The 14,272-nt window shown below is 50.8% G+C and carries 18 protein-coding genes; 8 read left to right on the forward strand and 10 right to left on the reverse strand.

What is annotated here, in order from left to right:
- Positions 1-135: 135 nt before the first annotated feature.
- From ACI48K_RS01570 to ACI48K_RS01580, 3 genes are all read right to left on the reverse strand, one after another.
- The gene (locus ACI48K_RS01570; RefSeq protein WP_475025804.1) at positions 136-1,560 is read right to left on the reverse strand and encodes an ABC transporter substrate-binding protein; all 1,425 of its coding nucleotides are present in this window, start codon (positions 1,558-1,560) and stop codon (positions 136-138) included.
- A 288-nt stretch (positions 1,561-1,848) separates the two neighbouring features.
- A complete protein-coding gene (locus tag ACI48K_RS01575; RefSeq protein WP_475025805.1) occupies positions 1,849-2,859 on the reverse strand; it encodes a LacI family DNA-binding transcriptional regulator in 1,011 nt (336 codons plus the stop codon).
- A gap of 106 nt (positions 2,860-2,965) precedes the next feature.
- Positions 2,966-3,340: a hypothetical protein gene (locus ACI48K_RS01580; protein ID WP_475025806.1), complete on the reverse strand. Its 375-nt coding sequence runs from the start codon at positions 3,338-3,340 to the stop codon at positions 2,966-2,968.
- 120 nt (positions 3,341-3,460) lie between these two features.
- Between ACI48K_RS01580 and ACI48K_RS01585 the strand changes: the two genes are divergently transcribed.
- A complete protein-coding gene (locus ACI48K_RS01585; protein WP_475025807.1) occupies positions 3,461-3,583 on the forward strand; it encodes a hypothetical protein in 123 nt (40 codons plus the stop codon).
- Between the two features lie 107 nt (positions 3,584-3,690).
- Here the strand turns inward: ACI48K_RS01585 and ACI48K_RS01590 are convergent, their stop codons facing one another.
- Positions 3,691-4,152 (reverse strand): hypothetical protein, encoded by a 462-nt coding sequence (locus tag ACI48K_RS01590; RefSeq protein WP_475025808.1) that lies wholly within the window; start codon positions 4,150-4,152, stop codon positions 3,691-3,693.
- Between the two features lie 244 nt (positions 4,153-4,396).
- On the opposite strand from ACI48K_RS01590, the gene ACI48K_RS01595 reads away from it, so the two are divergent.
- The 3 genes from ACI48K_RS01595 to ACI48K_RS01605 are packed head-to-tail and all read left to right on the forward strand — an operon-like array spanning position 4,397 to position 6,005.
- Positions 4,397-4,744, forward strand: coding sequence for a PadR family transcriptional regulator (locus ACI48K_RS01595; RefSeq protein ID WP_475025810.1), 348 nt, complete (start codon positions 4,397-4,399; stop codon positions 4,742-4,744).
- Positions 4,741-5,427 carry a permease prefix domain 1-containing protein gene (locus ACI48K_RS01600; protein ID WP_475025811.1) on the forward strand — a complete coding sequence of 229 codons (687 nt, stop codon included), beginning with the start codon at positions 4,741-4,743 and terminating at the stop codon, positions 5,425-5,427. Before ACI48K_RS01595 ends, ACI48K_RS01600 begins: the two co-directional genes overlap by 4 nt.
- Positions 5,424-6,005 carry a DUF4825 domain-containing protein gene (locus ACI48K_RS01605; protein ID WP_475025812.1) on the forward strand — a complete coding sequence of 194 codons (582 nt, stop codon included), beginning with the start codon at positions 5,424-5,426 and terminating at the stop codon, positions 6,003-6,005. Before ACI48K_RS01600 ends, ACI48K_RS01605 begins: the two co-directional genes overlap by 4 nt.
- A gap of 110 nt (positions 6,006-6,115) precedes the next feature.
- Here ACI48K_RS01605 and ACI48K_RS01610 read toward each other — a convergent pair whose 3' ends face one another.
- The gene (locus tag ACI48K_RS01610) at positions 6,116-6,337 is read right to left on the reverse strand and encodes a hypothetical protein (protein WP_475025813.1); all 222 of its coding nucleotides are present in this window, start codon (positions 6,335-6,337) and stop codon (positions 6,116-6,118) included.
- The gene (locus tag ACI48K_RS01615) at positions 6,286-6,630 is read right to left on the reverse strand and encodes a sigma-70 family RNA polymerase sigma factor (protein WP_475025814.1); all 345 of its coding nucleotides are present in this window, start codon (positions 6,628-6,630) and stop codon (positions 6,286-6,288) included. The genes ACI48K_RS01610 and ACI48K_RS01615 overlap by 52 nt, the downstream gene beginning before the upstream one ends.
- A 178-nt stretch (positions 6,631-6,808) precedes the next feature.
- Between ACI48K_RS01615 and ACI48K_RS01620 the strand changes: the two genes are divergently transcribed.
- Positions 6,809-7,012: a hypothetical protein gene (locus ACI48K_RS01620; protein ID WP_475025815.1), complete on the forward strand. Its 204-nt coding sequence runs from the start codon at positions 6,809-6,811 to the stop codon at positions 7,010-7,012.
- Positions 7,013-7,281: 269 nt separating this feature from the next.
- Here the strand turns inward: ACI48K_RS01620 and ACI48K_RS01625 are convergent, their stop codons facing one another.
- The 3 genes from ACI48K_RS01625 to ACI48K_RS01635 form a co-directional block, all read right to left on the reverse strand.
- The gene (locus tag ACI48K_RS01625) at positions 7,282-8,448 is read right to left on the reverse strand and encodes a YecA family protein (protein ID WP_475025816.1); all 1,167 of its coding nucleotides are present in this window, start codon (positions 8,446-8,448) and stop codon (positions 7,282-7,284) included.
- Between the two features lie 79 nt (positions 8,449-8,527).
- Positions 8,528-9,274, reverse strand: coding sequence for a spermidine synthase (locus ACI48K_RS01630; RefSeq protein WP_475025817.1), 747 nt, complete (start codon positions 9,272-9,274; stop codon positions 8,528-8,530).
- A gap of 121 nt (positions 9,275-9,395) precedes the next feature.
- On the reverse strand, positions 9,396-10,394 hold the full coding sequence (locus ACI48K_RS01635) for a Gfo/Idh/MocA family protein (protein WP_475025818.1): 999 nt from the start codon (positions 10,392-10,394) through the stop codon (positions 9,396-9,398).
- Positions 10,395-10,532: 138 nt separating this feature from the next.
- On the opposite strand from ACI48K_RS01635, the gene ACI48K_RS01640 reads away from it, so the two are divergent.
- Positions 10,533-11,543: a LacI family DNA-binding transcriptional regulator gene (locus ACI48K_RS01640; RefSeq protein WP_475025820.1), complete on the forward strand. Its 1,011-nt coding sequence runs from the start codon at positions 10,533-10,535 to the stop codon at positions 11,541-11,543.
- A gap of 76 nt (positions 11,544-11,619) precedes the next feature.
- Here ACI48K_RS01640 and ACI48K_RS01645 read toward each other — a convergent pair whose 3' ends face one another.
- Complete coding sequence (locus ACI48K_RS01645; protein ID WP_475025821.1) at positions 11,620-12,249, reverse strand: SGNH/GDSL hydrolase family protein; 630 nt, start codon at positions 12,247-12,249, stop codon at positions 11,620-11,622.
- A 165-nt stretch (positions 12,250-12,414) separates the two neighbouring features.
- Here ACI48K_RS01645 and ACI48K_RS01650 point away from each other — a divergent pair, with 165 nt between their 5' ends.
- Both ACI48K_RS01650 and ACI48K_RS01655 read left to right on the forward strand, forming a co-directional pair.
- A complete protein-coding gene (locus ACI48K_RS01650; protein WP_475025822.1) occupies positions 12,415-12,960 on the forward strand; it encodes a hypothetical protein in 546 nt (181 codons plus the stop codon).
- A gap of 742 nt (positions 12,961-13,702) precedes the next feature.
- Positions 13,703-14,269: an SLOG family protein gene (locus tag ACI48K_RS01655; protein WP_475026044.1), complete on the forward strand. Its 567-nt coding sequence runs from the start codon at positions 13,703-13,705 to the stop codon at positions 14,267-14,269.
- The last annotated feature ends 3 nt before the right edge of the window (positions 14,270-14,272 follow it).

Here is a 14,272-nt window from a genome sequence, read left to right on the forward strand (position 1 = left end):
ACGGAGTGGTCGCCTTCGTGAGCGGATTTCTGCACTGCTTGAATTTATAAAATCTAAGAAATCCATGAACAACAGCGATTGTAAGAACATTTCACACGGCTGCCTACTAGCCAGGTCGTTGCTTGCCTTTATGGCTTAGTTATCCCACCCCGACTGGATCTGGGCTAAGGCCTCATCCAGGGTGGCCGTGCCGCTCACGTAGTCGGTCATACCTTTCCAAAACGTACCCGCGCCAACTTTGCCCGGCATGAGATCGGAGCCGTCGAACCGGAGCGTGGAAGCGTCCTGAACAAGCTGCGCCATGCGGCGGTCGGATTCCGAAGTATACCAGTCGAGCGAAGCGTCGTTCATCGGCGCAATCACGCCGCCCGATTGAACCCACGTCTTGATCGATTCACCGGTCGTAAAGAACTCCATGGCAGCCCGAACTTCAGGGCGATCGTTAAACATAGCGTAAATATCGCCTGCCACCAGCACCGGCTTGCCGTACTGCGAGTCGATCGGCGGGAGATAGAACCAGTCGTAATCCTCGTCTACCTTGGCCGTAGCCGGGAAAAATGTGGTGATGAAGTTCGCTTGGCGGTGCAGCCATACCTTCGGAGGATTATCGAACATCGGGAGCGGCGAATCGCCGAAGGCCGTCGTTACGATTGACTTGGTTCCCCCATAGACATAATCCGGATTCATCCAGATTTTCGACATGATTTCAACAGCGTTTTTCACTTCCGGAGAAGTAAACGGAAGTTCCCCTTTGACCCATTTATCGTAGTTTTCCGGGCTTGTCGTGCGGAGCAAGATGTCCTCGACCCAGTCCGTTGCCGGCCAGCCTGTCGCCGCGCCGCTTTCGATCCCAATTCCCCAGGCCGCGTCGCCGTCCTTGGCGATTTGTTCAGTCAGAGCCATGAGTTCATCCCAGGTTTGCGGAATAGCGTAACCGGCTTCCTCGAACGCCTTTTTCGGGTACCAGACCAAGCTTTTTACGTTGCTTCGGTTCCAGATGCCGGCCATAATTTTGCCGTCTTTGCCGTCCATCGTCGCCATATCCAGCCAGCTTTGGTTGTAATTTTTCTTCAATTTCTCCTGATCGAGAATGGTCGTCAGGTCCACCACTTTGCCGGTTTTAGCTACGGCCGCAAGCAAGCCAGGCTGAGGGAAATCGGCGATATCCGGGGCATTTCCGCCATCAACTCGAATGTTGATTGTCGCTTCGAATTCTTTGGACCCTTCATATTGAATGTCGATCCCGGTTTTTTCCTCGAATTCTTTAATACTATTTTCAAACTTCACCTGGTCGGCATCCACAAACGGGCCAAACATCGTAACCTTGGTCCCTTTGTATTCCCCTTTCATGGCCAGATCCAAAGGAGAGCCCGACGTAGCGGGCGCGTCATTTTCCGGCGCCGCCTGGTTGGAGTCGTTTTCCGTGGCTTGATTGTTAGCCGGTGCCGGAGGTTCCGTATTAGCGGCGTTGTTTCCCCCTCCGCAAGCGCTGATCAGCATGATGATCGAAATAAAAAGAGCAAGCACCATCGGTAATTTTCGTTTTGAAGCCTTAGTCATCTTTTCAACATCCCCTTCGATTTTTTAGAAAAAAATCATCTGTGAAGGTCTCGTTGTCAACATCAATTGGCCGATTGCACGGTAAGCGCAAATTGAGCCGGATCACCTCCTTGCAAAGCTTTTCAGAATGTTATCGACGGATTTGTCGGAATTAGCCTTTCAGCTTATCGTGTATGCGTTTACAATTTGCTATATTCTTATGATTCCGGATGGCCTTGCGTGTCGGAAATTTGAAAAGCTTTTCAAAAAAATGCGACTCGCGATTCAAACTCAGAGAAAGACCTTTGTTTATCTTTCTCTGGAGGACTCGCGAACGATTAGTTTATGCTGCATCATTTCACGGGGGATTTTGACGCTCCCGGTTGTCAGCAGCTCATGCAGCTTCTCGGCGGCGCGGTACCCTAAATCGTAAATCGGCTGCGCGATGGTCGTCAGCTTGGGAATAAACATGCTGGCCATCCGCAGATTGTCGAAGCCTACGACGGACACCTGCCCCGGAACCAGAATGTTCCGATCCTTCAAATACGAGATCGTCCCCATCGCAAACTCGTCGGCCACGCAAAATACCGCCGTCAGATCCGGGTGCTCGGCAAACAGTTCGTGGGCCGCCTGATAGGCATGCTCGAACCGGTGGTTGGCATACTTTACGTTGTCGATGTTATGCTCCAGCCCGAATTCCGTCATTGCCCGGACAAAGCCGTTATAACGCGGCGGGCCCGAAATCGAGTTCTCGTGATTAAAGCCGATCATTCCGATTTGGCGATGACCCAGCTCGATGAGATATTTGGCCGCATCATAGGCAGCCGCCTCGTCATCCACTTCCACGCAGGGAATATCGTATTCATCCGAATGCGAGGACAGGAGCACGAACGGAATCCGGCAGCCCATGAGCTTCTCGTAATACTCAGGGAACATTTTATCGCTGGCAAACACGATCCCGTCCACCTGTTTCTCATGAAAGGTATCGATATAAGAAAGCAGCCGCTCCTTGTTGCGGTCCGTGTTGCAGATCATCAAGCTGTAGCCCAGCTTGATGCAGGCGTCCTGCATCCCCCGGATAATTCCGGCAAAATACAGGTTCTCGATATCCGGAATGAGCAGCCCCAGCGTAAAGGATTTCCGGTAAATTAACCCCCGGGCAAAAGCGTTCGGCAGGTACTGCAGCTCTTGAACCGCTTCCAAAACGCGAAGCCGCTTGCTTTCCACCACCGTGCTTGGGGCATTCATGACGCGGGACACGGTGCTAATGGACACCCCCGCTTTTTGGGCAACGTCTCGAATGGTTGGTTTGGATTTCATCAGCGTCAACTTCCTTCAATTCTGAAAACCTTTTCAACGCGATTATAACAGGGGAAATGTGGAAATACAAGAGGATTCTACGAGAGGTAAACTCCTCGCTTGGCCTTTATTTTCGGGAGCGGCATTTTCTCCATTTATGAAGCCGCTTCAGGGCAACCTTACGGTACCATTTACGGTCCAGAATGATTAAATCCACACCTTCCCTCCCGCCGCGCCCGACCTCATATTTCTGATCTTTAAAAGATATCGCCAGCAGCCGCTCGTATTCGGCATCGTTTAAGTCGCTCAGTTTTCGGGTCAGGATCACTTCGTCAGGGAGGTCGTTATCCAGGGTCCGAGCGGCCCGGCGAGCATCCGCTCTGCGTCTTTTGCCGCTTGGATGAAGTGCTTCCATAGACCCACGGTATATAATGAATACCGTAAGCGCACTTGCCGGCAGCCAAATCGCTATTATAGACCAAAGCTCCGAAAAGTCGCTCATGCGTTTACCCCTTTTTCGCCGATTTTTGAAGCTTCCGAAATCTCGCTTAACCTCACTCCTGTATTTTTCGACTGTATCGTAAACAACTCCTTCTTCTATTCCCGAAAAGCCTTGTCACTGTTGATGCTCGGAACGGCGATCAACCACGGCTATATCGTCGCCTTCTCGTTTGCGATTCTGGCGATCTTTGTCGCCTTCGCCATTAAGGGCAAAGCGAAGCCCCGCTTGGAAACCGAAGGGTAAGCGCAAAGCTCGGCAGCGGTTAGAGATGAGGCTGCGTTTTAGCGAAGGCCAATGTAAAAGAGGAGGTCCGCAAGGTGATGCGGTCCTCCTCTTTTTTAGGGCTCGATCTACTTTTTCTTTTCCCGAAGCTTGATATTTTCATAATGGTCCTTTTTGACTTGATCGACGGTATAAGTAATGTGCACGTTCAAAAGGGCATTATTTGCAATTTTCATATGGTCGAACATGGCCCCTTCCCCCATATACTCCGTCATATGCGTCTCCCGCCGGTGGAACGGATCTCCTCCAATCGCCGTATCCAAAACCCTTTTCCCGCCAATGGTACCCGAAATCAAAATTCCGTCGAACTTTTGGTAGGACCCTTTCAGCTCCAGATAATAGTTGGGAGCCAAATAAAGATAATTGTTAAATTGGACGAGATGAACGTCCTTTATGCTGAAATCGGCAGTTTCGATGTCAAACTGATATTCTGTCGGCTTTTGATTAGCTCTAATTTGGCTGATTCCTAGCAGGATAATCAGAATTATGAGCAAGGCGGAGAGGGAAGTTATCAGGATGTTCTTTCTCATTTGCTTAAATTCGCTCCATGTTATTTTTGACGTAAAATTTTATTTTTCGGTTATTTCGACATTTATATAATAATTTCCTGCTATATTATTGGTTTTTATTTCTTTTATTTAAAATATATTCCAACTCCATGCTTGTCCTTTCTCAACAAAACTTCGATCAAATTACATTGACATACATAGTAATACGCAGTACATTGTAATTGCCACTAATCACCATTTACTTGAACCTAGCCGAGGTGAGCCGATGAACGAAAGCAGCATCAGCCGGGATTTGATCCGCGGCAATATCGATACGATCATCCTTCGGGTCCTGCTCGAGGGGGATAACTACGGCTATGAGATCATGAAATCCATCGCCACCATCAGCAAAGGGCAGTACGAGCTCAAAGAGCCCTCTTTATATACCAGCCTGAAGCGGCTGGAGACCCAAGGGCAGATCGAATCCTACTGGGGTGAAGAGAGCCAGGGCGGCAGGCGCAAATATTACATGGTCACCCCGGCGGGGAAAGAATCGTACCGGCAAAGCCTGGAGGCCTGGAAAACGGCCCGGGTGCTGATCGATATGCTGATCGAAAATCAGGAGGGATCATGATGAATCCGCTGCAAAAGCATGTAGACCGATTGTTTTCCGGTTATAAGATGGGCCCGCAAATTCGCGAGCTGAAAGAGGAAATTCTGAGCAATCTCGAGGCAAAAGTCGCCGATCTCACGGCGGAAGGGCTGGAATATGGCGAAGCGGTAAGGACGGCGGCGGCCAGCATCACCAGCGTAGATCATCTCATTGAGGATCACCGCGAGATTTACGTAAGCCGCTACCGGCTGGAATTCTCCCAAGTGGCCCTGATATACACGCTTGTTTTCTGGATTTTGACGATTCCGCTTCGTCTGGTCACGCCAACCGTCATCAGCTTTTTTATGCTGCTTCCGGTCGTGGGTGCGGGGGGGCTCTTTCTTGCGGCATATATCATTTTTAAACGAAACGGCCCCAACGAAACCTCCCGGCGCAACCTTCGGTCCGCTGTTCAACAGGCCAGGATCGTCTGGCTGATATGGGGACTGTTCATGCTGATCTCTGTGCTGGTGGTGACAGCCCGTCATTTTGCCAGCAACGTGTGGTACCTGCGCCCGATTCACCTGGAAGGGCCGTACCAGTATGCCGTCGTGGGCATCGCTTACTTCAAACCATTTCTGACCCTCCTGATCCCCCTGCTGTTTCAGGCCTCCGTTCGGCTCATCCGCAAATATGAAGTCGAATATTGGAGGGAACAGGAATGAAAACGCGCAACCGCCTGATTCTGGGTCTGATTCTTGCCGGTTTGATCTTGACGGGTTACGTGGAGGGCTTCGAGTTCCCCCGCATCCATGCCGCCGAGGCGAAATACGACCGGGAACAGCTGAGCCCGTTAACCCATGACATCCGGCGCACCGCCAAATTACAAACCAAATATATGGGCGATGCCCCTAGAGTCCTCGGATTGTTCTCTTCGCTGCCCATGAGGCTTACGCATGGCTTCCAGCTTGATCCCGATACGTTCACGGCGCAGCTCAACATGGGCGAGCAGCCCGAGACCGGCGCCCCAATCGATGACCGTGAAACGGACTTATTGCTTATCTACAGTTCCACCGCCGCGTTTACGTTTATCGATAATCTTCAGGCGGTTATTTTTAGCTGGGACAACGTCTCCTATAAAATCACGCGAGCGGAAATGGAGCAATGGTACGGCGAGGACTGGGCTTCCCTGGCTGAATCATCCGCCTGGAAAAGCAAGGTCCAAAGCAAGCTGGCCGCCCCCGAATACGTAACGGAAGCGACAAGTCGGCTTATTCATCAAACCGATCCTTTATCCCCTTAACGCTTTGTTGCTCCTCCACATATAAGGGTAAAAGAATCGCGCGAATTACAACCGGCTTTTGAACTTTTCACAAAGCAGACAAAAAATCCCCTGATTCTCAGGGGATTTTACTAATCGCTCCGCTCCTTGATCATCTCCAGAAATTCGAGAATGATATCGGAAACGGCATCTTCTTCCGACATATGGATAAACCTGCTAAGGTGCACAATATCGCCTTTGAACAAATCAATTAGCCTCAAAATCGACGCCTCGTCATTTTGTCTTGCCATACGGAGCAAATTTAGGAACTCTTCATCATCCGGGACATCTCTTTGATCATCTTTCGTTTCCATTTGTTCACCCCTTGCTGACTCATATTCAGTTCCCGGGCGACTTCCCCTTCCGTTTTGTCCTGCAGGTATATTTTGTAGATAATCGATTTGCCGGTGCCTGAGGGAAGCGCATTGATCAGCTGTCTCACCAACATTTTATTATCAGAAGATGAGGTGAAGCAGGTTACGGCCGGTTCGACTCCATTGAATGAACATTCCCGTCTTCTGACAGTCCTGGCTTTATACTGAATCCTCCAAGCGATCCGATAAACTTCCTTCCGATATTGCTCGTATGCGGTTTGCTGTTCTTCCAAAACTACCTCCCCCTTTCATTTTCATCTTCTATATATAGGGAATTTCCAAGGGGATAAATACAACCATTATTATTAAGGTAAATATTATTATAACATTTTTTCAAATTATTGGTTGTTTTTCTCTTGCTATTTTTCTTTACATAGTGAAGGGCCCAATCGAACGAAGGAGGTAATAAGCATGCAAGTCACGGATATTGTCTCGTTGGTCACGAATGTGGGGTTCCCGGTCACGCTTTGTTACATCCTGGTCAAGTACGTGCTGCAAACCGTCAACAGCAAGCTGGACAAAATGGAAGCAACGCTTCAAGCCCTTGCCGAGGAAATTCATACGCTGGAAAACGACCGCAACGACCGCGATAACGAGCATAAAACGGCAAGCTGATCTCTCCTATGAAAAGACGATATTCTTCTGCGGCAATCATAGCGCAGAATCAAGCAAACGGTCCCTCCTCATTAAACGCTTACAAAAATGAAGACGAAAAAAACGGCAGTTGCTCCGAAGGGGGCGGGGAACAAGCGCCCCTTCATTATATTTATTAGACGAGAAGTGAATTTAGAACCATTTTGACAAATTGGAAAAATAAAAACAGCGTTTGCGGACGCCCTCTTCAGAGGCCACCATCCGCAAACGCTGTTGCATGAAAGGTTCCGTTAGCTTTGTTTCCCGCAGCATTTCTTGTATTTGAGGCCGCTGCCGCAAGGGCAAGGGTCGTTGCGTCCGACCTTTTTCACGGCGGCTACGGTTTGTCCGGGCGAGGCCGGGGCAACCGGTCTCAGTCCGGCATCCGCGCCGCCGATTTCGCTCAGCTCCGCCGGCGTATGACCGGCATTCGACCACATGCGGGTATGATTATACACATCCATCATCAGGGACATAGCGGTTTGCGCCTGCTTCGGATTCCGAAAGGAAATATCCCTTCTCTCGAACTCATAGATCAGATCCTCCAGCGAAGCTTCCATCGAGCAGCCGAGCTGAATGTCGTCAACCAGATATTCCGCGATTTCCGGATCCGGGTACAGCTCTTTGACGATAAAATCCTTCAGCGCAGCAAGCTGAGGCGTCGCCTCAAAATAATCGCTGTCCGCATATTTCAGGAATTCGGACTTGTCCGGCACATAGTATGGCTTGTCTTGAATACCGCGCGAAATTCTCGCAAATTCTTTGTCTTCCATGTCCAGCGAAGCAATCCAACCGTCGCGGATTTCGAAATACTGCTCCCGCTCCAGCAGCCGCAGCAGATAATCCGCCAGCTCCGCTTCCGTCAGCGAATCCTCATTTTGACCGTTGTAGATCCCGGCCAGCTTATCCGGCCATATGACCCCGTAAAGGTTCGACGCCGCCATAATGTAGTCGAACACCCGGTGGCTGCGCTCGAGCTCCCGCGCAAATTCAACCGTATTCAGCCTCAAAATCGCATCTTTGACTTCATCCGGAATGATCAGGTCAAGGCGGTTGGCTGCAAAAAACGTAAACAGCAGCCCGCTATCCAGAAAATAATAATAATATCCGTAAGGCGTCGCATTATTCCGGATAAAAGAACCATCCAGCAGCGTTTCGAACAGCTCCCACTCCTTGGGTCTGGAATTCAGCAGAAACGGCTTCAACGTCTCGGCGTCCGTCATCAGCCGATGCAGCGCTTCAATAAGCTCATCCTTATTCAGCTTGGAATACCCCGGCAGCCGGAGCGTGGAACCAAGCGCGGACAGCTTCGCTTTCGTAAGGCTATGCAAAATCTCGCGCAAGCGGCGCATCGGCTCGCCGATGATCGCGTGTTTGATATTGTTCTGTTCCAGCAGCAAATCATGTTCATCTATCATGCAGCAGGTTCACCTCTTCTTTTTCTCCATCTCTATCTATTATATACCGCCGTGGCAATGCTCAAAAAACCAGCCGAAATTAATCCGTGAGCAGATGTCCCGGCACGGGCCTAATCTCCATAAATCCCGCCAGATGCCGAGCCTGAAATCGGATCGGGGCGCTGCTTCCGGCCAGAATCATATTCCGCAGGTCCGCCGTCTCCCCTGAAGCGCCGGTAGATAAAGCAAACGCTATGACATAATCAAACGCCTCGCCAAGCGTAGTATGAATCGCTCCGGCAATCGGGTCCCGCTCTCCCCTGCCCATCAAGTTGATCAGGATGAGGCCTCCTGAATCCAGCTTTTGCTTCGCCATGGCGAAAAATTGCCGCGTCACCAGATGCTTGGGCGTTCCCTTCTCGTTAAATGCATCCAAGACAATATAATCCAGCGAGCGATCCGATTCATGTTCGAGAAGGCTTCTTCCGTCGCCAAGCATGACATTATCCAAGCTATAGCCAAAAAACTCCCGGCTGGCCTTCACCACGCTGACGCTCGGCTCCGCCACCTTAACTCGCTTGTCGGAAAAATGACCGGCAATCGTACCGATCCCATGCCCGATAACAAAAGCGCCGTCAAAGGACGGGTTGTTAAACTCCATCAAATGAATGATCGCCCTTGGATATTCGAACATGATCCGCTCCGGGCGATCCAGATCCATGGCTCCTTGCACCGCATCGTCGGAAAACTGCATGACCCGGAACCGTCCTTTTTCGCCATACAGCTCGGGAGTATCATAAACGGTAATTTCATGGCCGCCGTCAAACGCTTGGAACAAATTCTGCAAGACTCGCGCCTCCATCCGGTTTTCTATCTACTTAGTATACAGGACCTTGCCGGTACAAAAAAATCCCGCCGGGCTCGCATGAGCGAGCTGCGCGGCGGAATTTGAATAATCAAGCTTGATTTTATTGCTCGGACGGATACCGGATTCCCCAAGGCTCCCGGATTTGGTCCAGCAATTTCATAATGCTTAAGGATTCATCCAGCGACATGATGGCGCTTTCGGTCTTGCCTTCGATAAGCAGCCGTCCGACTTCTTCCGCTTCAAATACGTATCCGCGGGAAGTCCGGTCGTCGGTGAAGGACTCTACCTCTTTCCCGTCAATGAACAGCGAGGCCCGTTTGGCGCTCAGGAACCCCGGAATGTAGATGTGCCCTTCCGTCCCGTGAATATTGGCGTCATTGCCGATAGCCAGCCTTACCGCCGCGTTCAGGGACGCCGTTGTACCGTTATCGTAGGTAAGCAATACGGAGAAATGCTCGTCCACTCCGGTCTCTCCGATATGGGCCGTGCTCTGAATCCGCTCGGGATGAGCGCCAAGCACCATCGATGCGAAGGAAATCGGGTAAATACCCGCATCCAGCAGCGCTCCTCCGCCCAGTTCCGGATTGAGCAGGCGCCCGGCCGGATCCCAGCCGATGCGGAAACCGAAATCGGCTTTTACGAGACGAACCTCGCCGATTCGCCCCTCTTTCAGCCATTCTCTCACTTTGATGATCGGAGGCAGGAACCGGGTCCACATCGCTTCCATCAGGAACAGCTTATGCTCCCGGGCGTAAGCGACCATTTCTTCCAATTCGGCGCCGTTCATCGTAAAAGGTTTTTCGCACAGCACGGCTTTTCCCGCCCGCAGCGCGGTCAGCACGTTATCTTTATGATAAGGATGCGGCGTAGCTACATATACGGCGTCTACATCCGGGTCCGCCACCAATTCCTCATAGCTCCCGTAGGCCTTCGGAAGGCTAAAGCGTTCAGCGAAAGCGGTTGCCTTTTCCTGTGTGCGTGATCCCACGGCGTAAGCTTCACCGTTAACGGCGTGAGCCAAATCGGAAACAAACGCGTCGGCGATGCCTCCGAGACCCATAATGCCCCATTTGATCTTCTTTCCTGCCGATTCTCCCATAGTAACCTCCCTAAAAGTAGAAATGACTTTATCAATTTTATTATACTCTATCAGAATAGATGGAACACGGTTACATTTTGAATTATATTTGAGGTAAAGAATTGTTTCTCCTACAAAAAAAAGGTAAGGTTGATGCCCATGGACGTAAAAATCGTAGACGTTGCCAAAAAAGCGGGAGTTTCCCCGGCCACTGTTTCCAGAGTACTTAACGATCATCCTGCGGTTAAGCCAAAAACGAAATTCAAAGTCATGAGAGCCATCGAGGAGCTCGGTTACCATCCGAATGCCGCCGCCAAAAACCTGCGCTCGCAGAAGACAAAAACCATCGGCGTCATGGTCCAGGATATTAATAACTCGTATTTTACCGAGATCGTCAAAGGGATCGAGAACATGGCGTATTCCAGAAAATACCAAGTTATTATTTGCGATGCCGAAAATCAAAGGGAAAAAGAGCTGGAATACTTGAATCTGCTCATGAACCGAACAGTCGACGGACTCATGATCATCGCTCCGCTTATGAGCGACGAGGAGATCAAGCAAATTGCCGACAGAGGGTATTCGCTCGCCGTCGTCGGCAAGCATATCGAGCATGAGCGAATTCCGTGCATTTATACGGATAACGTCAAGTTTTCCAAACAGGTCATGGAGCATTTGATCGGCAACGGACATCGGGACATCGCGTTTCTCAGCGGGTATACGCATGCGATCGACAATAGCGAAAGACTCGAAGGCTATTCAAAAACGCTGCTTGAACACGGCATCCCTTTTCGCCCCGAATTGATCGAAAACGGCAACTTCGCCGAAGCAGAAGGATATGAAGCGATGAAACGGCTGCTAAGCCGAGGTTTAAAGTTTTCGGCTGTGTTTGCCGCCAATGACGAAATGGCCCTTGGCGCATACAAGGCTTGCGCCGAAGCGGGCATCCGCATTCCCGAGCAAATGGCCGTCGTTGGCGTCGATAATAACCGGATCAGCCGATACGTCTTCCCCGCTTTAAGCACCGTCAATCAGCCCAAATACGCCATGGGTGCGATTCTGGCGGAAAAGTTGATCGACCAGATGAATGAAAACCGCTTTTCCGATCAGCGCTGTTTTATGGTCGATTCGGAACTGGTGATCCGGGAATCCTCCAATTATCCAAATAAGTAGTATTCCAATATAAAAGTCCGGCAAGCCTGGCTCAAAAACATCGGCTTGCCGGACTTTGTCCGTTCAGGTATGGAGATCAGCCGGCTGTGCCAACCGCTTTGATCCAGGCGTCGGCGATCAGCCCATGGCCTGCCGGCGACGGATGGACTCCATCTGGCGTCCAAACGCCCGGGTCGGCCTTGGCCGAAGCGGCGGCGAACAAGCCGTCCAGCGGCACCAGCAGCGCGCCGAACTCGCGAGCCAGCTCGCGGACCGCGGTGATACGCGGATCGAGATCCTCGCGCCAGGTTTTCCGATCCTCGGGCACCGGCAGCACGAACGGCTCGAGCAGGATCAATTTGGCGTCCAGCTTCGCCTTGATACGTTCAAGCAGCCTGCGGTAAGTGGCCGCATATTGCTCGGTTGTCGTGAGTTCGCCGGAGTCGTACCGGCGCCACGTATCATTGATGCCGATCAGCACCGAAACCCAGGTCGGCTTAAGCTCCAGGCAATCCCGGTCCCAGCGTTCCTCTAAATCTTTGACCCGATTCCCACTGATTCCGCGATTCAAAAAGGTCAGTTTCTTCTCGGGATACAGATGACCCAAACGGGATGCCACCAGCAGCGGGTAGCCCGTTCCGAGCGAAGCTCCATCCTCGTAATTGCGTCCGCAATCGGTCACGCTGTCCCCTTGAAACAACACCACGTCGTTGTCTTTCAACAGCATAATCTTTGACTCCTCCCATCGGCAAGTTGTCCTAAAGCGTTTACATGCGTGATCTATTATACTGGATATGGATAGCCGTTGAAATACGTTTTGCAACATTTGCTTCCGGTTATGATATAATCACATTCGGTATCCGTACCCCATTTTCGAAAGGCTGGTCACGACATGCTGACGTTTGAGCAAAAACTAGAAATCCTGGAATCCTTCCCCGAACTGGAGCGTAGAAACGTCTCGCTCGGCCGGGTCAATTTTCACTATGAACAAAGTGCCTTTGAGAAAAAAACAGTCGCATTCCATCTGCATCCTAACGGCAACGGCTTCATTTACGCCGGACTTGTGGAAGGAGCCGAAACCGATGATCGAGGGTTCGTAAACATCCGCGATTATGAAGCGGTGGAATTGCGGGACCTCGTAAAGAAGGCCATCCGTTCGTTGTCCGGCGAGGGACAAGCAAGTCCGCTTGGAGTCGCCGCGAACAGGATCGCAGGATCGGATCGACAAGCTGCGGACGAGTCCGGAGCAGGTTCTCCCGCACGAAGCGGCTCGCCCGGGGGCATCTGGACCAACGGCCGAGGCGAAACGCTGACGCTGAAATACGAAGACGATCTTTGGTATATTTATTCCGGACTCAGTCTGGAAATGGCTTTTGAAACCCGGGAGGAAGCCGGGGAATATCTCGCGGAGGAAGGCTTCACTCCGCAAAAAGGTTAGGGCCAGGCGGCCCCGGCCTTTTTTTGTTGTTAAAGTACCTTCCCTTTTCGGCTAACGAACTGCAAAGCTCTTATTTGCCTCCAAAGACAGAGTTTCATGTTCTAACGGACCCAGGATTCCTTATTCGTCCCAAAACAGCCCCAATTGCGTATTTTGAGGCCAAATAAGGGCTGTGGGATCCGTTACATTTCTCAAACGCTTGATTAGCCAAAATAACGACATTTCGATCCGTTAAAAGTGTGACGTTCACTGCAGGTTCTTGCCATGCACCATTTTCGGTATAGAGTAAAAAAAGTTGCCTTTTTTTAAAAAAATCGATTGAATTTAGACACAAAATGTTCAATAATTAAGTCGAGTCACAAAATGTTCACAATTTCATAAACCGTGCATGAAAAAGGAGCTGATCCGAATCGTGGAACCCGGAAACCAAACCAAAGGCACCGCTTTTCTCTGCTTCATTGCGCTTGGCACGTTTTACGCCGTATTTTATACGGTCTTCACGCTTTACGCTATTCACGGACACTAGTTTTGAAACCGCTGTCACGCTATCACAAACCTTCGAAGCAGCGATCCTCCCACTATTTATACTCTCAACCCCCTGCTCTGCCATCAGACCGCTAACCCGCCGCGGGTATGGCGGTCTGGACAAAATAACCCGCAAGCTCTGACGCATTCCGCAGAAAATGTTTATAATAGAGAAGGCTTCTTTTCACCCCGATTTTTTAAGGAGTTCCTTCGTTTGATCAAAAACTTGCTTGTTACCGGATACCGTGCTCATGAGCTGGGCATTTACAATCAAAAACATGCGGGCATTCCCTACATCCGCCAGGCCATCGAAAGCCGGCTTGTTCCGCTGCTCGAGGAAGGCTTGGAATGGGTGATCACGCCGGGGCAATACGGCGTCGACCTCTGGGCCTGCGAGGCGACGTTTGCGCTTAAGCGGCGTTATCCGCAGTTGAAATGCTCCATCATTACCGCCTACAGCGGTCAGGAAGAGAAATGGAGCGAAGAGAAACAGGAATATTATCGCGATATCCTTAGGCAGACCGATTACTATGGCGCAGTCAGCAAGGAAGGTTATGCCGGTCCCTGGCAGTTTACCGCCCGGGACAAGCTGCTGCTGCGTAAAACGGACGGCATTCTGCTGGTGTACGACGAAGACGCCGGCGAGGCCAGTCCAAAGTATTTCAAGGAACGGGCGCTCAAGAAACAAGCGGAGGACGGTTATCTCTACATAGGGATCGGATCCGAAGAGATTCAGGCGATCGCGGACGAAGAAAATGGCCTGAAATACGAAGACGGCATTTGAGGG

The sequence above is a fragment of the Paenibacillus terrisolis genome (assembly GCF_056171975.1).